The organism is Pseudotabrizicola formosa (assembly GCF_002900965.1).
In the GTDB taxonomy this organism is placed as follows: domain Bacteria; phylum Pseudomonadota; class Alphaproteobacteria; order Rhodobacterales; family Rhodobacteraceae; genus Pseudotabrizicola; species Pseudotabrizicola formosa.
Genome location: NZ_PJOM01000001.1, coordinates 515,526 through 535,803, shown reverse-complemented (window position 1 = coordinate 535,803; position 20,278 = coordinate 515,526). Strand labels below are relative to the sequence as shown.

Sequence of the window (20,278 nt, the reverse complement as noted above, 5' to 3'; positions counted from 1 at the left end):
GAAGGGCGCGGCAGGTTTCCCTGTCGCGCCCTTTGGCTCCGCGATGATCCGGCCCTTGGGCGCGGGATCAGGCTTCGGCTTCTTCTGCGTTGTCTTCCGACCGCAGGCCCGATGGGGCAGCGATATTGGCGATCACGAAGTTCCGCTTGATCGTTGCGGTAACACCCTCTGGCAGGTTCACGTCGTCGATGTGGATCACATCGCCGATGTTCTTGCCGGTCAGGTCAACCGTGATGTGATCGGGGATGTCGCCCGCGGTCACTTCCAGTTCGACTTCCGGGCGCACCACGGTCAGCGTGCCGCCACGCTTCAGGCCGGGGGCCTTGTCGTGATTTTCAAAGTTCACATGAATGAACAGATTGATCCGCGACGTGCGACGCAGGCGCATCAGGTCGACGTGGGTCGGAAGATCCTTGACCACATCGCGCTGCACACCGCGGCAGATCACGCGGACATCTTCCTGACCTTCAACCTTCAGGTTGAACAGCGTCGAAAGGAAACGTCCCTTGCGCAGTTTGGTCAGCAGATAGTTGTATTTGATGTTGATCGGTTGCGGGTCCACACCACCACCGTAAACAATACCGGGCACGAGTTGCTCACGACGAGCTTGACGGGCGGCCCCCTTGCCTGTCCCCGTACGTGCCTCGGCGATCAGATCAGGGATCTCACCAGCCATTGCAGTTCTCCATATAAATAAGTCCACCGCCCTCCAAGGGTGCGCGGCGCGACCGGGGGGCTATAGCGGGGAATCAGGGCAAGGGAAAGCGGTAATCGTTGCCCCGGCCCCGGGTGTCGCGGCCAAACCCCGCGCCGTCGCCCGCAGGATGGTGTGCGCAAGCCGGGCCTGCTAGACGCGGCGGACAGGTAGCGGAGTTCCCCTCATGATCCATCTCGTGACCGTCGCGCGCGCGCCGATTGCGGCTTTTGCCGCCATGGGTGTGGTCTGGGGCACGTTTGCGGCCGCTTTGCCCGATATCAAGACCATGCTGGCGGTGGACGAAACCCAGCTTGGCCTGCTGCTCCTGTTCACCCCGCTGGCAGCGGTGACGGCGATGCTGCTGGCCCCGGCGTTTGGGGCTGCGATGGGGCGGATGGCCCTGCCCGTGGCGGCGGTGATCATGGGGCTGGGGATTGCCCTTCCGGGGCAGACGGCCAGTCTTGTTCTGTTCCCGCTGTTCATGATGGTGTGCGGTGCGGGCACCGGTCTGACCGATGTGCTGATGAACGCCCGCGTGGCCGAGCTTGAAAACACCCGCAAGATCCACCTGATGAACCTGTGCCACGCAGCCTACAGCTTTGGCTATGCGGGCGCGGCCATCGGCACCGGAGTGATGCGCGGCGCGCAGTGGAGCCCGGCCTGGGTGCTGGGCACCATGGCGCTGGTGGCGGGCGGTCTGGCGCTGACCACATGGGAGCGGGATGGCCAGATCGACGGGTTGCGCCGCCCCAAAGGGCCGGGGGCAGCGGCCCTTGGGTGGCTGCCGGTGATCGGCGGCGGTGTGGTGCTGATTGCTTTCATGACCGAAAATGCCGCCGAGGCGTGGTCGGCCCTGCATATCGAACAGACGCTGGGCGGAAGCCCCGAGCAAGGCGCACTGGGACCGGCGGCGCTGGCGCTGACCATGGGTTTTGCGCGGCTGGCGGGGCAAGGGTTGGTGTCGCGCGTCAACCCCTATCGGCTGCTGACCGGCGGTGCCGTTATCGCGGCTATCGGTGCCTTGGGTGCTGCGGCGGCGCAGACGCCCCTGATGGCCTATGCGGGGTTCATCGTGATGGGCCTTGGCGCATCGGTGATCGCGCCGACCGCGTTTTCACTGGTCGGGCGGCTGGCGCGGCCAGAGGCGCGGGCGCGCGCCGTGGCCCGCGCCACGCTCTTTGGCTATTTCGGCTATTTCTTCGGGCCGCCGATGCTTGGGTTCATCGCCGGCAGTTTTGGCCTGCGCATGGCCTTTGTCTTTGCCGCCTGCCTGCTGGTGATGGTGCTGATCCTGACACCGCTGATGGCGCGGCACCAGCGCTGATCATTCCCAACCGTCAGAGAACCCCTTGGGGATCAGCAGGTTGTGGCGGCCAAGGTCGTGCACATCGCGCTCACCACACAGCGCCATCGTGGTGTCCAGCTCTTTGCGGATCACCTCCAGCGCCTTGGTGACCCCTGCCTCGCCCATTGCACCCAGACCATAGATATAGCTGCGCCCGATCATGGTGCCCTTGGCTCCCATCGCCAGGGCCTTGAGCACATCCTGACCAGACCGGATTCCGGAGTCCATCCAGACCTCGATCCGGTCGCCCACCGCATCGACGATGCGGGGCAGCATGCGGATGGAACTGACCGCGCCATCCAATTGCCGCCCGCCGTGGTTCGATACGATGATCGCATCGGCCCCGAAATCGGCGGCCTTGCGGGCGTCATCCTCATCCAGAATGCCCTTGATGATGAACTTGCCGCCCCATTGGTCACGGATGCGGGCAATCTTGGTCCAGTCAAGCTGCGGGTCGAACTGATCGGAAATCCAGCTCATCAGACTGGAGGTGTCGCCCACGCCTTTGACATGGCCGACGATATTGCCGAACTGGCGGCGCTTGGTCCCCAACATCTCCAGCCCCCAGCCCCATTTGGTGGCAAGGTCCAGCAGCACGGGCAGGGTCAGTTTCGGCGGTGCAGACAGGCCGTTTTTCAGATCCTTGTGCCGCTGCCCCAGGATCTGCAAATCCAGCGTCAGGACCAATGCGCTGCATTTGGCATCCTTGGCGCGCTGGATGATGCGGTCGACGAAATCTTCATCCTGCATGACATACAGCTGAAACCAGAACGGGTCCGGGCTGTTGGCCGCCACATCCTCGATCGAACAGATCGACATGGTGGACAGGGTGAAGGGCACCCCGAACTTTGCCGCCGCACGCGCCGATTTGATCTCGCCATCGGCGGCCTGCATGCCCGTCAGCCCCACCGGGGCAAGGGCCACCGGCATGGTCACCGGAACGCCCGCCATCGTGCTGGCAATGTTGCGGCCCAGCATATCCACCGCCACCTTCTGGCGCAGCTTGAGCAGGGAAAAGTCAGAGCTGTTCTCGCGGAAGGTCTGCTCGGTATAGCTGCCCGATTCCGCGTAATCGTAGAACATCTTCGGCGTGCGGCGTTTGTGGATGCGCTTGAGATCCTCGATACAGGTAATCACTGGCATCATCCGCCCCTCTGATGTGGTCAAACCGCATTACCAATTGGCGCTGTTCCGCGCAATTGCAAAGGCAGGCGCGTCAAAGGTTGTTTCCCCTCTGGCCAGGATGCGCTAGCACTCGCGCCAAACAGGAGGCCACCATGACAGCATCGGTATTCATTGACGGCGAAGCAGGCACCACCGGGTTGCAGATCCGTGACCGGCTGCTGGCGCGCGGCGATATCACGCTGGTGCAGGTGGACCCCGCGCGGCGCAAGGACGCGGACGCGCGGCGTGAGGCCTTTGCCGCTGCCGATGTGGCCATCCTGTGCCTGCCCGATGCGGCGGCGATCGAGGCCGTGGCGCTGTGCGACGGGCTGCCCACCCGGATCATCGACGCCAGCACGGCGTACCGCGTCAACCCGGACTGGGCCTATGGCTTTCCCGAACTGAGTGCCGCCAACCGGGCGCGGATCGCTTCGGCCACACGGGTGTCAAACCCGGGCTGTTTTTCGACCGGGGCGATTGCCTTGCTGGCCCCTCTGGTCACGGCGGGATTGGTGGCCCCCGATGCGGGCCTGACGATCAACGCCGTCTCGGGCTATTCGGGCGGCGGCAAGGCGATGATTGCAGAGTTTGAGGCGGGCACCGCCGGCGCTTTCTTCGTGTACGGGCTGGAGCACAAGCACAAGCATGTGCCCGAAATGATGGCCCATACCGGCCTGACGCGGCGGCCGATCTTCATTCCCTCTGTCGGGAATTATGCCCAAGGGATGATCGTGCAGGTGCCGCTGCATCTGGCACCCGGCCAGAAGGCTGCGGACCTGCAGGCGGCGCTGACCGCGCATTATGCGGGCGGGCAGTTCGTAAAGGTGGTGGAGGGGACCAGCCTGCTGCCCCGCGTCAATCCGGAACGTCTGAACGGCACCAATGTGATGGAACTGTCGGTCCATGCAGGGCCAGAGGATGACCGCGTGGTGCTGCTGGCCACGCTGGACAACCTTGGCAAAGGGGCCTCGGGGGCGGCGGTGCAGAACCTGAACCTGATGCTGGGGATGGATGAGGGGGCCGGGCTGTAGCGCGGCGGCGTGCCACTGTGTGACGACCCTTGACGCCACCGTGTCGGGAGTCTTGCGCCGGCAGATCTCCAAAGGACCAGAAACGCTTCGGGCAGAGGGAATACCGTGATGGAGTCGACGGAAGCTCTGGAAAAACTGCGCAAGGCCCGGCTTGTTTTCGCGGTGACGCCCGGACGCAGCGGCAGCAAACTCCTGGCGCGACTGGCGGGCCAAATTCGAGGCGTGCAGGCCGTACACGAAGGCGCGCCAAGAATGAACTATGTCATGCGCGGCATACAGGGCTATCCTGAAGCGGCGAGGTGGTGGCTGGAAAGTGAAATGTATCCCGCCATTGCGGCAAACCTCGATCAGAGGGTGTTTCTGGAAACCTCACATTTGTTTTGCAAAGGCTTTTTGGAGCCAACTCTTGAACTTACGTTGACGCTCTGATGGACCAGACTCCCTTCAGGCGCGGGCTGTGAAACCCTGACATCTTCGGATGCATGTCCTAAACACGCTTGCGATCCCCAAGGCCAGGTTTGGCAGTCGGCGCTACACGCAGCTTGTGCCGGCACCCTGCGCAGTCTGTCTTACGCTGTGGTTGCCCCATGCGCCCCTGCCGCCAGGGCCGCCACATTCGCCAGCACCTCGGCCACCGGTTTCCCTGCGCCGATATCCTTCACGATCGCCGAGCCTACCACACAGCCATCGGCCACGCCTGCAATCGCCTGTGCGGCCTCGGGTGTATTGATGCCAAAGCCCACGATCACCGGCAGGTCGGTCGATTGCTTGATGCGCGCCACCTCGGGCCCCACATCCGCCGCCTGCGCGGCGGCCCCCCCCGTGATCCCGGTGACCGATACGTAATAGACGAAACCGGAGGTGTTTTTCAGCACCGCAGGCAGGCGTTTGGCATCCGTCGTCGGTGTCGCCAGCCGGATGAAGTTCAGCCCGGCGGCTTGAGCGGGGATGCAAAGCTCGGAGTCTTCTTCTGGCGGCAGATCGACCACGATCAGCCCGTCAATCCCTGCGCTGACCGCATCGGCCAGAAACCGGTCCACCCCCCGGGCGTAGATCGGGTTGTAATAGCCCATCAGCACGATGGGCGTGACCGCATCGCCCTTGCGGAACGCACGCACCATATCGAGGACCTGATCCATCTTCATATGATGGTCCAAAGCGCGCTGACCGGCCAGCTGGATGGTCGGCCCATCGGCCATCGGATCGGTGAAAGGCATGCCAAGTTCGATGATATCGACACCCGCCCCGGGCAGGCCCTTCATCACCGCCAATGACGTGGCAATATCCGGATCACCGGCCATGATATAGGCGACGAAGCCCTTTTTCCCCTGCGCGCGCAGGCGTGCGAAGGTATCGTCGATTCTGGTCATGTCCCGCCCCATCCCTTTTGTCTCTTTGCGGTTTGCACGGCTGGGCGCGGAAAATCAATGGGGCGCGGCGGGTGGCCGGGATTGATCCTGACCGCCATCGCGCTTAAGAGCCTGTCAACCGCCGGATGGAGAGTATCATGGGTTTCAAGATGGGTATCGTGGGTCTGCCGAATGTGGGCAAATCGACCCTGTTCAACGCACTGACCCGGACTGCCGCAGCACAGGCCGCGAACTTTCCGTTCTGCACGATTGAACCAAACGTGGGCGAAGTGGCGGTGCCCGATGACCGGCTGGACAAGCTGGCCGCAATTGCCGGGTCAAAGCAGATCATTCCCACCCGGATGACCTTTGTCGATATCGCGGGCCTTGTGCGGGGGGCGTCCAAGGGCGAAGGCCTGGGCAACCAGTTCCTGGCCAATATCCGCGAATGCGATGCCATTGCCCATGTGCTGCGCTGTTTCGAGGATGGCGACATCACCCATGTCGAGGGGCGCATCGACCCGGTGGCGGATGCCGAGACGATCGAAACCGAACTGATGCTGGCCGATCTGGAAAGCATCGAACGCCGCCGCGCCAACCTTGCGCGCAAGATGAAGGGGGGCGACAAGGAAGCCGCCGATCAGGACCGGCTGCTCGCCATGGCGCAAAAGGTGCTCGAAGAAGGCAAGCCGGCCCGCACGATTACCGTCGCAGCAGACGACCTGCGCGCCTGGCGGTTGCTGCAATTGTTGACCTCCAAACCCGTGCTGTATGTCTGCAACGTCGAAGAGTCGTCCGCCGCTTCTGGCAACAGCCAGTCGGCCCGGGTGGCCGAAATGGCAAAGGCACAGGGCGCGGGCACCGTGGTGATCTCGGCCCGGATCGAGGAAGAGATCAGCCAGTTGCCCGAGGATGAGGCGGCAATGTTCCTTGAGGAAATGGGGCTGGCCGAGGCGGGCCTCGACCGTCTGATCCGCGCAGGGTACGAGCTGCTGGAACTGCAGACCTATTTCACCGTGGGGCCAAAAGAGGCCCGCGCCTGGACCATCCTCAAGGGCACGCTGGCCCCGCAGGCGGCAGGGGTGATCCATGGCGACTTTGAGAAAGGCTTCATCCGCGCCGAAACCATCGCCTACCCCGATTACATCGCCGGCAAGGGCGAAGCGGGCGCCAAAGAGGCCGGCAAGTTCCGCGTGGAAGGCAAGACCTATGAGGTCAAGGACGGCGACGTGCTGCACTTCCTGTTCAGCGGCTGATCGGCTTGAGGGGACAGACGCATGAGCCGCATGCATTCCCTGCCGTGACCACCTGCTTTGGGAAAGTCTGTCATAAGCCCCCGCAGGGCATTTACGACCACTGTTAAGTCGCCGGAGGCATTTTTTTGTCGCCGCACAAAGCCGTGCCGTTAAAAGGTCAGATTTAGTCGGGACTAGTAGCGCGAGCAAGTTCCTAGTCTGAAAAGGGCCAATGTATGCTTCAGAAGTGCAAGCCTTATGTGAAGGGTTTGTGGGTGCGATTTCGCAAGCTGCCATTCTTCATGCAACTGCTTCTTGTCTTCCCAGTAGCATGTGCCATCGCTTTTACTTTCTTGGTAGGCAATATGGGGCTGGCGTTGATGGGTACTGCAATAGCGGTCAACTCGCTCATTGCAGGCTGGGTCGGCGGCATAGTGATCCTGATACTGGGCAAAGCTGGCCTCATCCTGAACAAGGATCGTCAACGCCAGCGCTAAAAGTGCGATCTGAAGTCAGGCCGTCGACTTTATGCAGAAGCAGACAGCGCGATTGCGGGGCGGCAGCTGTAGAAACATACCATAAGAGCGCCACTCAAAAACCTAAGTCATTGATTTTATTGTATAACCTTGTCAACCAACGCGGTTTACATTGCCACTATGCCCAGCATAACTTTACCATCAAAATACTTACGATGACATCCAAGATGACCCGTCTCCAACGAAAAAGCCGCCCCGAAGGGCGGCTTTCATGTGGATTGTTGGATGTTTTTGACGATGTGCCGGACCGTCTCGGGTAGCAGGCCTGTCAGGCGGCCAAGTCTGCCTTGCGATAGTAAAGTCGGCCAAGGCCGTATTCTTCGGTGATCGGTTTGATGCCGCGGCCCTCCAGCTTCATGCGCATCACCTTTGAAGAGAACATCAAGGACTTTGCGTAGTCCTTCAACGAGATGTGGTCACGCAGGAAGGCGGCAATGTCTTCGGAGGAAAAGATCCGAATTTTGGCACCCTTGCTGTTCTCCATGAAGTGCTCTTGCACGTATGGCTTGCCCGCAACGTCAGTCAGTTTTGCAAGGAAATTCAGGTTTGCCGCAGACATGTTGACGTTGCCCCCGACTTTTATCCATGGTGAGCGAGACTCCGGGTTTGAGTTTTGCCCATTTGGGCGGGTTGGGCAACGGGGGCTGGCGCGGAGCTTTGCGGGTTACGCAGCGTCAGGCCCCGTTGCGGGGCGAAGGTTCGGGCAAATTCGGCTGGGGTCTGCCAGCCGAGGCGGGAGTGGGGCCGTTCGGTGTTGTAGTCGGTGCGCCAGGCGGCAAGCGTGACGCGGGCATGGTGCAGAGATGGGAACAGGGTCTCGTTCAATAGCTCATCTCGCAGACGGCCGTTGAAGCTTTCGATGAAGGCATTCTGGGTCGGCTTTCCTAGCGCGATATAGTGCCAGTCAATTTTGCGATCATCCACGAACTTCAGGATCGCGTTCGAGGTGAACTCCGTTCCGTTATCGCTGACAATCGTTTGGGGCTTGCCGCGGGCGTCGAACAGCGTCGCAAGTTCCCGCGCCACCCTTGCGCCCGAAAGTGAGGTGTCCGCGATCAGCGCGAGGCATTCGCGGGTGCAATCATCGACCACGGTCAGGATCCTGAACCGGCGGCCATCCGTCAGCTGATCCGACACAAAATCCAGCGACCAACGTTGGTTCGGCATCAATGGCAGCACCAGCGGGGCACGTGTGCCCATGGCCCGCTTGCGCCCACCCCGGCGGCGCACATGCAACTGCTCTTCGCGGTAGATGCGGAACAGGCGCTTGTGATTGACCTCATGGCCTTCGCGCCGCAGGAACACATGCAGCCGCCGCCTTACGGCGATTGCAAGCAATCGCCTACCGGCCAGTGGGTAACCGAACCGGCGCCGGACCTTGGCCAGTTCTTTCAGCCGCTCGCGCAGCACAGGATCGTCCTGCCGGATAGCCTCGTATCGCATGGTCATCCGACAACAGCCGATCACCCGGCACGCCCGCCGTTCGCTCATCCCGTGACCTGCCACCAGATGCGCGACCGCTTGCCGCTTCGCGGCGGGCGTCACCACTTTTTTCCCAGGAGATCCTTCAACGCGGCATTGTCGAGCATCGCATCTGCCAGCAACCGCTTCAGACGCGCGTTCTCGTCCTCGAGACCCTTCAGCCGCTTCGCCTCGCTGACATCCATCCCGCCATACTTGGCTTTCCACTTGTAGACCGTCGCATCGCTGACGCCGTGCTTGCGGCACAGATCGGCGACGGAAATCCCGGCCTCATGCTCTTTCAAAATGCCGATGATCTGGTCTTCGGTGAACCTGCTGCGCTTCATCTCTGGTCCTCTCGGTTAGGCCAGAGTCTATCTCAAACTGGATTAGGTGCAGGGGGCAACGTCAAAGTCCTTCCAAAATTCGTGAGCCTGAACAGCGGTTCGAATGTCGCGCTCGAAGGCAGACGGAATGTCCCCGGCATGCGTATCGCGTATCGCAATTCCGGTCTGCGTGATTGCAAGCTTAAGGTCTTCATAGGCTTCGCTGAAGTAGGCGCAGTAGTGACCGATCAGCCCAGAGCCGCCGAGGTCCTGAGCACAGAACGGACAGATCTCACCGTCATGCCTATTTGAGACCGGTTCGATGCGGGTCATGCCGTCCGAGACCCAGGGCTCGCCGCCACGCCCGAGCTTCGCAATGTGGGCGCGAACTCGGTTGGCGGCAGCGGCTTCAAGCTCGGCCAAACTGCGATCCAATACTGCGTCTATCGCATCAAGATCAAAATCTGGCAGTCCTAATTCCTGAAAACCCGGTCTCTGGCGTATCGCGTCGGCGGAGCGTGCGGCAGCCAATCTGCGCTCTGCGTCCTGAATCTTCGCGTCGATGTCCGGGTCTTGCTCAAGACTACAATAGATATCGACCTTGTATGGGCCTCGAGCACTCGCAGGTATTGCGTCGGCCAACTCGCGGAGCCTGGTATTGTGTTCTTCGATGCTTGTGACATGGCCTTGAAGCGTATTGTTCAGCGCGACACCCTGGGCGCCCAGGATTAGCTCATGAAGATTTTGGCGATGTGACGTCTGTAGCTCGATACCGGAGCAGACATTCGCTGAGACAAAGGCGTCATCGAAGACGGCAACTTGCGGCCGCGGCTGTGTCCAAGCGCCATTCTGAAAGACGCATTGCCCACCCGTATGACCGATAACCACATGTGGCGGATGCTGCGCGCCAAGCCTGCGCCGATCAGTCAGTAAAATGACATTGTTCGTAGCAAGAGAGCGCAGAATAGCGGCGAGAGTTGTCTTACCACGACCGTTTTCCCCATATATCAAGGAGAACGGAGTCAGGGCCGTCTGCGGCGGTGGGCTAACATTGTCAAACTGGCCAATGTTTCTCAGAAGTTGAATACGCTCGATCATCTTTCATTCCGCAACAGCACTCACGCCATCGAAAAGGCGGTCGCATCAACTTAAGTATATCCTGCTAACCTGTCCTGATGTTTTTTCGCTACCCTATCTCAAAAATGAGTAGATCAACCAGCCAACCTGATCAGCTCAACCCCCTCTGCGATCGCCCTGCACCCCTTCGCGCGCCCCATCGTGCTCTCGTCGTATGCCCCCAGCACGTAGTACCGGCTCCAAGTCCTGGCCCAAGCGCCTGCCTGATCAATCTGAAAGTAAGGCGACGTCGCGATCATGCGCCGATCTCCAAGACGCGGATGCCCAGCGACGTGCCCAAGCAAATGCGGGGATCCCGCGATGTGAACAGCACACCACTTTGCCAGAGCCGGTGCCCCCTGAGAGGCTCTTCGGTTGTCGGAACAAAACTGAGGTCATCTACATGACGTAAGAACTCGGCAACCTGTTTGCGCTTCCAGGGCACATCAGTCATTCGAGATAGGAGCCTGGTTCAACATCATTCCAATGGGCATTTAGGGGCTGAGCTGTCGCGCGGCGTAGGATGTCTAGCCGATTTGTGGGAGGGAAATTCCAGACATCTACACCGACATTGATTGCATTTCGGCTGCCGAGCCAGTTGTTATGCACGTGTCCAAAGAGTTGAATCGACCCATACCGGGCCATAGGCCACGTCATCATTGGATAATGACAGAGCACGAAATTGGTGTCGTCATCGCGAACAACTGCGATGTCATGTCGGCTAGTCCAGGCTAGTTCGCGCACCCATGGCCTATCATGATTGCCAACAATCAGATGCTTTCGTCCGGGCAATGCGGAAAATCGTGCAGCGATCTTGGGTCGATCCTCCAAGCGCGCAAAAGCGAAATCACCCAAGATCCATAGGTCATCGTCCACAGCTACCAGCGAGGCGATAGCCTTGCAAATCTGGTTATCCATTGCAGTGACACTGCCAAACGGACGCTTACAGAAGCGGATCACCGCATCATGGTTCAGGTGTAGGTCGGCTGTATACCAGTTCATTGGACCGCTCCTACTGAATGAAGCGCAAACGCAGCGAAATGAGACGCGGCGAAAATGGGGCAAGGTAGGTCAAACAGGCAACCTGATCAATTCGACGCCTTCTTCAATCGCTCTGCGCCCTTTCGCGCGCTGAACCGTGCTCTCGTCGTAAGCGCCAAGCACGTAAAACCGGCTCCAAGTCCGTGCCCATGTCCCAGACGGATCAATCTGAAAATAGGGCGACGTCGCGATATAGCGCTGGTCTCCCAGTCGTGGATGCCCAGCGACTTGCCCAAACAAGTGAGGGTATCCCCCGAAATGCACGGCGCACCACTTTGCTAGGACTGGCGCATCCCGGAGAAGCTCTTCGGTAGGCGAAATCGAAATGAGGTCCTCAACATGGGCAAGAAATTCTTCGAGTTGTTCGTGCCAGTCTGGGCGATGGGTCTGCAGCCATGTGAGAGCCATTTCCCGCTGAAATTGGTGAAACATGCCGGTCATAGCTCGATCGGCGTCAAGTGCTGCAAGAAGGTCATCCTCGCCTCTTGGTCGCCCCAAGCGTTCCTTAAGAATTTCGGCACGTTCAAGGAAAGGTCGACGCGGATCCCTGTAGAGCTTCGTATTCATAATGGCCTCCGTCACTGAAAAATGGGTTTGCTTTCGAGATCTTGGGCCCGCGCCAGCATCCTCGAGACGTCCCGCAAACTGAGGCGTCGCTCCAATCGGTCATTTGCGTGCATGAGAGCGACGATGATCGCCTCGATCGAAGGATCGGACAGGGACATCTCGCGACCGCGACGGATCGCGAAGTCTTGGAGCTCGAAGGTTTTCAACGCGCGGACGTTCACAACGGTGCAACGGCTTTTGACCGTCGGCTGCACTAGGTCGACATTGTTCGATGTGAAAATTCAAGACAAGTACGACATGTCGAACGAGACGCGGAAGAACGGGCATTCCCAGCGCCGCGCAGACTCGGGCTCCAAGAGGGACAGAAGCGCATCGTAGAACGAAAAGGCCGTGCCCTTTTTCGTTTCCGCTGACTTTGCTTTGCAGATTTCGTCGACGACAACGATGCCGTTTGCGATGCGGCCTTCTAAGATCATCTCAACAGGACGTCCGGGTTGGGCTGAACCCCAACCACGCTCAAGGCCGACAATGCTGAAACCAAGGCTTCCAGTGGACGCGCCGAGAGCGACAGAAGGAACGGAAACGAGCTCAGCAAAACGTTTTGCAAGGCGGGTTTTGCCGACGCCAGGTGGGCCGTTGATGATAAGTGGGGAAATCTTGATAGGCGCCCCCAGACGTGCAGATCTGCGCAGTGAATGCCAGAGAACCTCGGTCGCGGAAGCCAGCCACGGGGACTCTTGGTGGAGCTTGGCGGCAACTTCATCGGCCCAAGCTTCGCTCTTAGCCACGGCAACAGGGATGTCTCCCCATGCAGCCTGAAGCCTCGCGATCTCGGCTTTGCTCAAGTGCGAAGTTCCGGACGCAGCTGCGTGGCGAGAGAACAGTTTTTCGACACGCGCACGGATCCGTTCTTCATCAACTCTTTTGAGAAGGGCTTCGTGTTCCAGACGCGCGATTTCGTCGCCATTTGCAACCGTCGAGACTTCGGAGAAACGCTTTCCATGGGCAGCGCGAGCCAGCTTGTCGATGCGACAGTCGAACAGAAAATCTCGCAATCGGCGGCGGACCTTCTCGGGGTCTCCGATATCCTTCTGCTCATTAAGCTGGATCACTTTCAGTCTTTTCACAATACTTCTCCTTCCAGTGCGAGCGGGGCTCGACCAGTGTCATGGCGGTCTGTTTCGATGGCTGTGGCGCGATGGCTTGTGAGGTTTTCCCTCAGGCGGCCGGTCGTCAGGTGGGGTGGTCCGTCAGCGTCATGGTCTGAAATAGGCGGCTAAACCCTGCTTTCGTCAAGCCAGGGGGCCCTGAATGCGGCCCAAAACAAAGGTGCCGCCCCTCTTGGGACGGCACTTTGGGAATTTAGATATTTCAATGGCTTAGCCAATCGTGGCAAACTTATGCTTGGCGAGTGGCAAACAAAACCGTCAAAGTGGCTCTCTTATGGTTGGTTCTACAAGCAGCATGCCGCCCCTTTTCATTTCACCCGCATTTGGAATAGCCGCAGCTTGCACAGGTCATGCAGCCCTCAACCATGCGCATGTCATAGCTGCCGCAGCTGGAGCAGCTTTTACCGCGCGGGGTCGCACCGATGGCCACGACTTCGGCCTGCGGGTCGGATTTCAGGCCCATGCCTTCGCCTTCGATGAAGCCGATCTCGATCAGGTGGCGTTCGATCACCCCGCCGATCGCGGCAAGGATGGACGGGATGTACTTGCCCTCCATCCAGGCCCCGCCGCGCGGGTCGAACACGGCCTTCAACTCTTCGACCACAAAGGAAATATCACCGCCGCGCCGGAACACCGCCGAGACCATGCGGGTCAACGCAACCGTCCAGGCGAAATGCTCCATGTTCTTGGAGTTGATGAACACCTCGAACGGGCGGCGGTGGCCTGAGATGATGATGTCATTCACGGTAATGTACAGCGCGTGTTCCGACCCCGGCCATTTCAGCTTGTAGGTCGCACCTTCCAGCGCGGCGGGGCGGTCGAGCGGTTCGGACAGGTAGATCACCTCGCCATCCTGTTGCGCGGCGGGGGCCTCGGACGGGGTCTTGTCCGACGTTTCCGACACGGTCAGCACCGATCCGGTCACATCATTCGGGCGATAGGTGGTGCAGCCTTTGCAGCCCTGGTCCCAGGCGGCCATATAGACCTGCTGGAAATCGTCGAAGCTGATGTCCTCGGGGCAGTTGATCGTTTTCGAAATGCTGCTGTCCACCCATTTCTGCGCGGCGGCCTGCATCCGCACATGATCCAGCGGCGGCAGCGTCTGGGCGTTGACGAAATGGTCGGGCAGCGGCGCATCCCCGAACTTTTCGCGCCACAGGCGGACGGCATAATCCACCACCTCTTCTTCCGTGCGCGAGCCATCCTTTTGCAGCACCTTGCGGGTATAGGCATAGGCGAAGACCGGCTCGATGCCAGACGACACATTGCCCGCATAGAGGCTGATGGTGCCGGTGGGGGCGATCGAGGTCAGCAGCGCGTTGCGGATGCCGTGCTGGCGGATTGCATCCCGCACATCGGCGTCCATCTCAGCGAGGGCACCGGAGGCGAGGTATTTATCCGCATCGAACAGTGGAAAGGCCCCCTTCTCGCGCGCAAGATCCACCGAGGCAAGGTAAGAAGACCGGGCAATCGCATGCATCCACCGCTCCGTGATCGCGGCGGCCTCTTCGCTGCCATAGCGCGCGCCGATCATCAGCAGCGCATCGGCAAGCCCGGTGACACCAAGGCCGATGCGGCGCTTGGCCTGCGCCTCGGCCTCTTGCTGCGGCAGGGGGAAGCGGCTGGCATCGACCACATTGTCCATCATCCGCACGGCGGTGCGGACCAGATCATCCAGCGCCGAAAGGTCCAGCGCGGCATTGGCGGCAAAGGCGTTTGTCACCAGCGCGGCCAGGTTGATGCTGCCCAGCAGGCAGGCACCATAGGGCGGCAAAGGCTGTTCACCACAGGGGTTTGTGGCGGCGATGGTCTCGCAATAGCTCAGGTTGTTCATCGCGTTGATGCGGTCGATGAAGATCACGCCGGGTTCTGCGAAATCAAAGGTGTTGCGCATGATCTTGTTCCACAGATCGCGCGCCTGCAGGGTGCGGTACACCTTGCCGTCGAACACCAGTTCCCACGGGCCATCGGCCTTGACCGCCGCCATGAACGGGTCGGTCACCAGCACGCTGAGGTTGAACATGCGCAGGCGGGCCGGGTCTTTCTTGGCCTCGATGAAGGCCTCGATATCCGGATGGTCACAGCGCATGGTGGCCATCATCGCGCCACGCCTGCTGCCCGCCGACATGATGGTGCGGCACATCGCATCCCAGACATCCATGAAGGACAAGGGGCCAGAGGCATCGGCGGCCACCCCCTTCACCTCGGCCCCGCGCGGGCGGATGGTGCTGAAATCATAGCCGATGCCGCCGCCCTGCTGCATGGTCAGCGCGGCCTCTTTCAGCCCGTCGAAGATGCCGCCCATATTGTCGGGAATGGTGCCCATGACAAAGCAGTTGAACAGCGTGACCGCCCGCCCGGTGCCCGCCCCTGCGGTGATCCGGCCTGCGGGCAGGTATTTGAAATCCTCCAGCGCGTGGTAGAACTTCGCCTCCCAATGCGCCGGGTCTTTTTCCACCGCCGCCATGGCGCGGGCGATGCGACGCCAGGTATCCTCCACCGATCCGTCAATCGCCGTGCCGTCCTGTGCTTTCAGCCGGTATTTCATGTCCCAGATCTGTTCGGCAATGGGCGCGGCGAATCGGGTCATGGGACAGCCTTGTATTTGTGGGAAATTTGGAGGAAGGCACAAAATACGCCCCTAACGCGCGGGGGTCAACGGCTTGCCCTTACCAATCAGCGGCCTATGCTCTGCCCTTCGCAACGGGGGCCGAGTCGGTGGCAGATCATATTCATATCCTGAAACTCTGCGTCGGGGCCGAGTCCGTCGAGGATTTGCTGGATTGGCAGCGCAGCCAGCGGGCGCGCTGGCCCAAGGGTCGTGCGGTGCATGTCACCCGCATGTGGCCAAAGCGCGCAGACGAGGTGCTGGCGGGCGGGTCGCTGTATTGGGTAATTAAAAGCGTGGTGCTGGCGCGGCAGCGGATTGTCGGGCTGGAGCAGGTGACGGGCGAGGACGGCATTTCCCGCTGCGCCATCGTGCTGGATGCCGAAGTCACCCGCACCCAAGCGGTGCCCCGCCGCCCGTTCCAAGGCTGGCGCTATCTGGACCCGAAAGACGCCCCGCCCGACCTGCTGCCAGGGCGGGAGAAGGAAGAGGCTTTGCCACCGGGATTGGCAGAGGCGATGGCGGAGTTCGGATTGCGGTGACCACAGGGATTAAGCTTACCCTCGATTGGAACTGTGTAATTGAGCTTGAAGAACGCCGCCCACAAGCCGCTTGCGTTCAAGATCTAGTCGATCGCCACAGGGAGGGTCAGTTCGAGGTAGGTCTTCTTGCCGCATCGGCGTCCGAAAACTCCAAGTCAAAGCGCTTTCCCGGGAACGCAACGGTGTTTATGGAAAGAATATCAGCTCTCGGCTGGCAAGATTTGCCCATTGTGCCCATGCCTGCAGTGTTTGGCCTAAGCTACTGGGATTTTTGTTATTTTGTTGATGATGTCGAAAAATTTAAACGCGACATGGATGCGCTTTGGCAAGCAATCGCAGCAAAAGTCCCAAGAAAACCTGCCGATCACTTGCCACCTAGCATGATGTTAAATGATGATTCAGTTCAATCTGAACACCTTTGGAAGTGGCGGAACACATGGTGCGATGTCGTTTCAGCCTATTCTCACATCCACGCAGGCAGAGACATCTTTGTGACCAACAATATCCGAGACTTTCAAAAGAACTCTGACAAGCTTTCAAAACTTGGAATGCGGAAGATTTCGACGCCCTTAGAAACGCTTGCCGCTGTTGATGAACTTAGCTTCTGCAACCAATAATCGCTGCCTCACCCTCACACCTCCTCGATCATCACCACACCCTGCATCGCCTTGATCGCCCCTTTGATCTGCGGCGTCACCGGATAACGCTGCGGCAGGATCAAATCGATCTCGCGGCCCTGATCATCCGGCACGCACAGGGTAATCTGGGCATGGTTCCGACCCTCGACCCTTCCCAGCAGAGTGGCAAGCGACGGCACCGCCTCGGCCCGGTTCAAATGGATGCGCAGGTCGGCGGCCCCCGCCTGATCGGCCACGGCGTCAATGGGCTGCACCGCATTGGCCAACAGCTTGACGCCATCGCCATCGGGGTCAACCTTGACCGTCAGCACCACATTGCGCCCCGGTTCCAGAAAATCGCGCGCGGCTTCCAGCACGTCGGAAAACACGGTCACCTCATACAGGCCCGTCGGGTCCGACAGTTGAACAAAGGCAAAGCGGTTGCCCTTGGCCGATTTGCGTTCCTGTTTCGACGCGACCGAGCCTGCGATTTTCGCAATCAGCGGACCGCGTTGGGCCAGTTGGGTAATCTCGGACAGCGTCTTCACATCCTTGCGCTTCAAAGGCCCCATGTAATCATCCAGCGGGTGACCCGACAGGTAAAAGCCCACCGCCTGATGCTCATGCCCCAGCCGCTCCACCGGCTGCCAGTCATCGCGGAACGGCAGGCGCGGTTCGGGAATATCGGCCCCGGCCTCGCCGAACAGCGACACCTGACTGCTGGATTTCGCCTCATGGATCGCGGCGGAATAGGCAACCAGCGCATCAAGGGCCTCGAACACCCGGGCGCGGTTCGGGTCCAGCTGGTCAAACGCGCCGGCGCGGGCCAGCATTTCCATCGGGCGCTTGCCCACCCGTTTCAGGTCCACCCGGCGGGCCACGTCGAACAGGCTGACAAAGGGCCGGTCCCCCCGCGCCTCGACGATCAGCTTCATCGCTTCGACGCCGACGTTTTTCAACGCCCCCAGCGCATAGACCAGCGCCCCATCGCGCACGGTAAAGGTGGCCAAGGATCGGTTCACGCAGGGCGCGACCAGGGTGATCCCCAGCTTGTCGACCTCTCGTTTGTACACTGCCAGCTTGTCGGTCAGATGGATATCGCAGTTCATCACCCCGGCCATGAACTCCACCGGGTAATTCGCCTTCAGATAAGCGGTCTGATAGCTGACCACCGCATAGGCGGCAGCGTGCGATTTGTTGAACCCGTAATTGGCGAATTTTTCCAGCAGGTCGAACACCTCACCCGCCTTTTTCGCATCAATCCCGTGGGTCTTCTTCGCCCCCTCGATGAACTTGGGCCGCTCCTTCGCCATTTCCTCGGCGATCTTCTTGCCCATCGCGCGGCGCAGCAGATCGGCGCCGCCCAGCGAATAGCCGCCCATGACCTGCGCAATCTGCATCACCTGTTCCTGATAGACGATGATGCCTTGGGTCTCTTTCAGGATCGGGTCGATGGTCGGGTGCAGCGATTCAATCTCGCGCAGCCCGTTCTTCACCTCGCAATAGGCCGGGATATTCTCCATCGGGCCGGGGCGGTACAGCGCCACCAGCGCCACAATATCCTCGATGCAGGTCGGCTTCATCCGGCGCAGCGCATCCATCATGCCGCTGGATTCCACCTGAAACACCGCAACCGTTTTCGCGGCGGCATAAAGCTCGTAACTCGGCTTGTCATCCAGCGGGATCAGGTTGATGTCAAAGGCCACTCCCCGCAAGGCCAGCAGGTCCATCGCGTTCTGGATCACGGTCAGGGTCTTCAACCCCAGAAAGTCGAACTTCACCAGCCCTGCGGCTTCCACCCATTTCATGTTGAACTGGGTGGCGGGCATGTCGGAGCGCGGGTCCTGATACAGCGGCACCAGCTCATCCAGCGGGCGGTCGCCGATCACCACCCCGGCGGCATGGGTGGATGCGTTGCGATACAGCCCCTCGATCTGCTGGGCATAGCCCAGAAGCCGCCCCACCACCTCTTCCTTCGCGGCCTCGCGCAGGCGCGGCTCATCCGCCAAGGCCTTGGTGATGGAAACCGGCTTCACCCCCTCGACCGGGATCATCTTCGACAGCCGGTCCACCTGCCCATAGGACAGTTGCAGCACCCGCCCCACATCGCGCACGGCGGCCTTGGACAGCAGCGCGCCAAAGGTGATGATCTGCCCCACCTTGTCGCGGCCATATTTCGCCTGCACGTATTGGATCACCTCTTCCCGGCGATCCATGCAGAAGTCGATGTCGAAATCGGGCATGCTCACCCGTTCCGGGTTCAGGAACCGCTCAAACAGCAGCGCATAGCGCAAAGGGTCAAGGTCGGTGATGGTCAGCGCATAGGCAACCAGCGACCCGGCCCCCGACCCGCGCCCCGGCCCGACCGGAATACCCTGCTCCTTGGCCCATTTGATGAAATCGGCCACGATCAGGAAATAGCCGGGAAAGCCCATGCCTTCGATGACGTTCAGCTCGAAATCCAGCCGCGCCTGATATTCCTCGGGCGTCACCGCATGCGGGATGATGGCAAGGCGCGCCTGCAACCCCTCATTGGCCTGACGCCGCAACTCGTTCACCTCGTCATCGGCAAACTTCGGCAAAATCGGCTTGCGCTTGTAGGCGGCAAAGGCGCAGCGCCGCGCAATCTCCACCGTGTTTTCCAGCGCCTCGGGCAGATCGGCGAACAGCGCGCACATCTCGGCTTCGGATTTGAAATAGTGCTGCGGGGTCAGCCGACGGCGCGGTTGCTGCTGATCGACATAGGCACCCTCGGCAATGCAGATCAGCGCATCATGCGCCTCATACATCTCGGCCTTGGGAAAATACACGTCATTGGTCGCCACCAGCGGCAGGCCCATGCCATAGGCCAGCTCGATATGCCCCCGCTCCGACCCGGCTTCGGCCGGCGGCAACTTGCCCCCTTCGCCCGGATGGCGCTGCAATTCCACATAAAGCCGGTCCGGAAACGCCTGCGCCAGCCGCTCCAGCAGCGCCCGTGCCTTTGGCATCTGCCCGGCCTGCAAGAAGCGGCCCAAAGGCCCGTCCGGCCCCCCGGTCAGGCAGATCAGCCCCCCGGCATGGCGCGCCAGCTCCTCCACCGTCACATGCGGCAGCTGCCCGTCGCCGCGCAGATAGAGGCACGAGTTCAGCTTCATCAGATTCATGTAACCCGCTTCGGTCTGCGCCAGCAGAACCACCGGCGCCGGCGCGCGCGGCCGCTCCCCCGGCTGCGCCGGATCATGCGCCAGACTGACCTGACAGCCGACAATCGGCTGCACCCCCGCCCCTTGCGCGGTCACCGAAAACTCCAGGGCGGCGAACATGTTGTTGGTGTCCGTCACCGCGATGGCCGGCATCTGCGCCGCCACCGCCAGCTTGACCAGGGCCTTGACCGGCACCGCGCCTTCCAGCAAGGAATGCTCGGTGTGAACACGCAGATGAATGAATCGCGGGGCTTGTGACATGGCCATAGCCTAGCGAAGCATCCGGCCG

The 20,278-nt window shown here is 60.6% G+C and carries 19 protein-coding genes; 7 read left to right on the top strand and 12 right to left on the bottom strand.

Translation table 11 applies throughout. The features are described from left to right. Positions 1-67: 67 nt before the first annotated feature. Positions 68-676 carry a 50S ribosomal protein L25/general stress protein Ctc gene (locus CXR43_RS02700; RefSeq protein WP_103332480.1) on the bottom strand — a complete coding sequence of 203 codons (609 nt, stop codon included), beginning with the start codon at positions 674-676 and terminating at the stop codon, positions 68-70. 205 nt (positions 677-881) lie between these two features. Here CXR43_RS02700 and CXR43_RS02695 point away from each other — a divergent pair, with 205 nt between their 5' ends. Next, positions 882-2,021: an MFS transporter gene (locus CXR43_RS02695; protein WP_103332479.1), complete on the top strand. Its 1,140-nt coding sequence runs from the start codon at positions 882-884 to the stop codon at positions 2,019-2,021. On the opposite strand, the gene CXR43_RS02690 is transcribed toward CXR43_RS02695, so the two are convergent. Further along, positions 2,022-3,185: an alpha-hydroxy acid oxidase gene (locus tag CXR43_RS02690; protein ID WP_103332785.1), complete on the bottom strand. Its 1,164-nt coding sequence runs from the start codon at positions 3,183-3,185 to the stop codon at positions 2,022-2,024. A gap of 134 nt (positions 3,186-3,319) precedes the next feature. Between CXR43_RS02690 and argC the strand changes: the two genes are divergently transcribed. Then, positions 3,320-4,237, top strand: coding sequence for an N-acetyl-gamma-glutamyl-phosphate reductase (gene argC / locus CXR43_RS02685; RefSeq protein WP_103332478.1), 918 nt, complete (start codon positions 3,320-3,322; stop codon positions 4,235-4,237). 108 nt (positions 4,238-4,345) lie between these two features. Beyond that, positions 4,346-4,666, top strand: a complete 321-nt coding sequence (locus CXR43_RS02680) for a hypothetical protein (protein WP_103332477.1) — start codon at positions 4,346-4,348, stop codon at positions 4,664-4,666. Between the two features lie 140 nt (positions 4,667-4,806). Here the strand turns inward: CXR43_RS02680 and trpA are convergent, their stop codons facing one another. Continuing rightward, positions 4,807-5,607 carry a tryptophan synthase subunit alpha gene (gene trpA, locus CXR43_RS02675; RefSeq protein ID WP_103332784.1) on the bottom strand — a complete coding sequence of 267 codons (801 nt, stop codon included), beginning with the start codon at positions 5,605-5,607 and terminating at the stop codon, positions 4,807-4,809. A gap of 137 nt (positions 5,608-5,744) precedes the next feature. Between trpA and ychF the strand changes: the two genes are divergently transcribed. Further along, complete coding sequence (ychF, locus tag CXR43_RS02670; RefSeq protein ID WP_103332476.1) at positions 5,745-6,842, top strand: redox-regulated ATPase YchF; 1,098 nt, start codon at positions 5,745-5,747, stop codon at positions 6,840-6,842. A 215-nt stretch (positions 6,843-7,057) separates the two neighbouring features. Beyond that, positions 7,058-7,318 carry a hypothetical protein gene (locus CXR43_RS02665; protein ID WP_103332475.1) on the top strand — a complete coding sequence of 87 codons (261 nt, stop codon included), beginning with the start codon at positions 7,058-7,060 and terminating at the stop codon, positions 7,316-7,318. Between the two features lie 307 nt (positions 7,319-7,625). Here the strand turns inward: CXR43_RS02665 and CXR43_RS02660 are convergent, their stop codons facing one another. The 8 genes from CXR43_RS02660 to CXR43_RS02620 form a co-directional block, all read right to left on the bottom strand. Next, the gene (locus CXR43_RS02660) at positions 7,626-7,841 is read right to left on the bottom strand and encodes a hypothetical protein (RefSeq protein WP_146036456.1); all 216 of its coding nucleotides are present in this window, start codon (positions 7,839-7,841) and stop codon (positions 7,626-7,628) included. Positions 7,842-7,936: 95 nt separating this feature from the next. After that, positions 7,937-9,165, bottom strand: a protein-coding gene (locus tag CXR43_RS02655) for an IS3 family transposase (RefSeq protein WP_103332473.1) whose coding sequence is annotated in 2 segments (ribosomal slippage) — positions 7,937-8,913 and positions 8,913-9,165 — 1,230 coding nt in all. Because the reading frame shifts where the segments join, the coding sequence is not laid out codon by codon here. A 42-nt stretch (positions 9,166-9,207) separates the two neighbouring features. Then, positions 9,208-10,242 carry an AAA family ATPase gene (locus tag CXR43_RS02650; protein WP_246831254.1) on the bottom strand — a complete coding sequence of 345 codons (1,035 nt, stop codon included), beginning with the start codon at positions 10,240-10,242 and terminating at the stop codon, positions 9,208-9,210. 113 nt (positions 10,243-10,355) lie between these two features. Next, positions 10,356-10,607 (bottom strand): DUF6634 family protein, encoded by a 252-nt coding sequence (locus CXR43_RS18215; protein ID WP_354001000.1) that lies wholly within the window; start codon positions 10,605-10,607, stop codon positions 10,356-10,358. Between the two features lie 103 nt (positions 10,608-10,710). Further along, the gene (locus CXR43_RS02640) at positions 10,711-11,262 is read right to left on the bottom strand and encodes a metallophosphoesterase (RefSeq protein WP_103332471.1); all 552 of its coding nucleotides are present in this window, start codon (positions 11,260-11,262) and stop codon (positions 10,711-10,713) included. Positions 11,263-11,331: 69 nt separating this feature from the next. After that, positions 11,332-11,868 (bottom strand): DUF6634 family protein, encoded by a 537-nt coding sequence (locus CXR43_RS02635; protein WP_146036455.1) that lies wholly within the window; start codon positions 11,866-11,868, stop codon positions 11,332-11,334. Positions 11,869-12,149: 281 nt separating this feature from the next. Then, positions 12,150-12,995 (bottom strand): AAA family ATPase, encoded by an 846-nt coding sequence (locus CXR43_RS02625; RefSeq protein ID WP_168219724.1) that lies wholly within the window; start codon positions 12,993-12,995, stop codon positions 12,150-12,152. A 355-nt stretch (positions 12,996-13,350) separates the two neighbouring features. Then, positions 13,351-15,627 carry an adenosylcobalamin-dependent ribonucleoside-diphosphate reductase gene (locus CXR43_RS02620; protein WP_103332467.1) on the bottom strand — a complete coding sequence of 759 codons (2,277 nt, stop codon included), beginning with the start codon at positions 15,625-15,627 and terminating at the stop codon, positions 13,351-13,353. A 128-nt stretch (positions 15,628-15,755) separates the two neighbouring features. On the opposite strand from CXR43_RS02620, the gene CXR43_RS02615 reads away from it, so the two are divergent. Both CXR43_RS02615 and CXR43_RS02610 read left to right on the top strand, forming a co-directional pair. Further along, positions 15,756-16,187 carry a DUF1489 family protein gene (locus tag CXR43_RS02615; protein ID WP_103332466.1) on the top strand — a complete coding sequence of 144 codons (432 nt, stop codon included), beginning with the start codon at positions 15,756-15,758 and terminating at the stop codon, positions 16,185-16,187. After that, entirely contained in the window at positions 16,184-16,804 is a 621-nt protein-coding gene (locus tag CXR43_RS02610) for a hypothetical protein (RefSeq protein WP_246831253.1), read from the top strand. Before CXR43_RS02615 ends, CXR43_RS02610 begins: the two co-directional genes overlap by 4 nt. Positions 16,805-16,818: 14 nt before the next feature. Here the strand turns inward: CXR43_RS02610 and dnaE are convergent, their stop codons facing one another. Further along, a complete protein-coding gene (gene dnaE / locus CXR43_RS02605; protein ID WP_103332782.1) occupies positions 16,819-20,250 on the bottom strand; it encodes a DNA polymerase III subunit alpha in 3,432 nt (1,143 codons plus the stop codon). Between the last annotated feature and the right edge of the window lie 28 nt (positions 20,251-20,278).

What these genes read in the sequence shown, in the direction of transcription:
- CXR43_RS02700 (WP_103332480.1), bottom strand. Translation starts at nt 676, where the DNA reads ATGGCTGGTGAGATCCCTGATCTGATCGCCGAGGCACGTACGGGGACA.
- CXR43_RS02695 (WP_103332479.1), top strand. Translation starts at nt 882, where the DNA reads ATGATCCATCTCGTGACCGTCGCGCGCGCGCCGATTGCGGCTTTTGCC.
- CXR43_RS02690 (WP_103332785.1), bottom strand. Translation starts at nt 3,185, where the DNA reads ATGCCAGTGATTACCTGTATCGAGGATCTCAAGCGCATCCACAAACGC.
- argC (WP_103332478.1), top strand. Translation starts at nt 3,320, where the DNA reads ATGACAGCATCGGTATTCATTGACGGCGAAGCAGGCACCACCGGGTTG.
- CXR43_RS02680 (WP_103332477.1), top strand. Translation starts at nt 4,346, where the DNA reads ATGGAGTCGACGGAAGCTCTGGAAAAACTGCGCAAGGCCCGGCTTGTT.
- trpA (WP_103332784.1), bottom strand. Translation starts at nt 5,607, where the DNA reads ATGACCAGAATCGACGATACCTTCGCACGCCTGCGCGCGCAGGGGAAA.
- ychF (WP_103332476.1), top strand. Translation starts at nt 5,745, where the DNA reads ATGGGTTTCAAGATGGGTATCGTGGGTCTGCCGAATGTGGGCAAATCG.
- CXR43_RS02665 (WP_103332475.1), top strand. Translation starts at nt 7,058, where the DNA reads ATGCTTCAGAAGTGCAAGCCTTATGTGAAGGGTTTGTGGGTGCGATTT.
- CXR43_RS02660 (WP_146036456.1), bottom strand. Translation starts at nt 7,841, where the DNA reads ATGGAGAACAGCAAGGGTGCCAAAATTCGGATCTTTTCCTCCGAAGAC.
- CXR43_RS02650 (WP_246831254.1), bottom strand. Translation starts at nt 10,242, where the DNA reads ATGATCGAGCGTATTCAACTTCTGAGAAACATTGGCCAGTTTGACAAT.
- CXR43_RS02640 (WP_103332471.1), bottom strand. Translation starts at nt 11,262, where the DNA reads ATGAACTGGTATACAGCCGACCTACACCTGAACCATGATGCGGTGATC.
- CXR43_RS02635 (WP_146036455.1), bottom strand. Translation starts at nt 11,868, where the DNA reads ATGAATACGAAGCTCTACAGGGATCCGCGTCGACCTTTCCTTGAACGT.
- CXR43_RS02620 (WP_103332467.1), bottom strand. Translation starts at nt 15,627, where the DNA reads ATGACCCGATTCGCCGCGCCCATTGCCGAACAGATCTGGGACATGAAA.
- dnaE (WP_103332782.1), bottom strand. Translation starts at nt 20,250, where the DNA reads ATGTCACAAGCCCCGCGATTCATTCATCTGCGTGTTCACACCGAGCAT.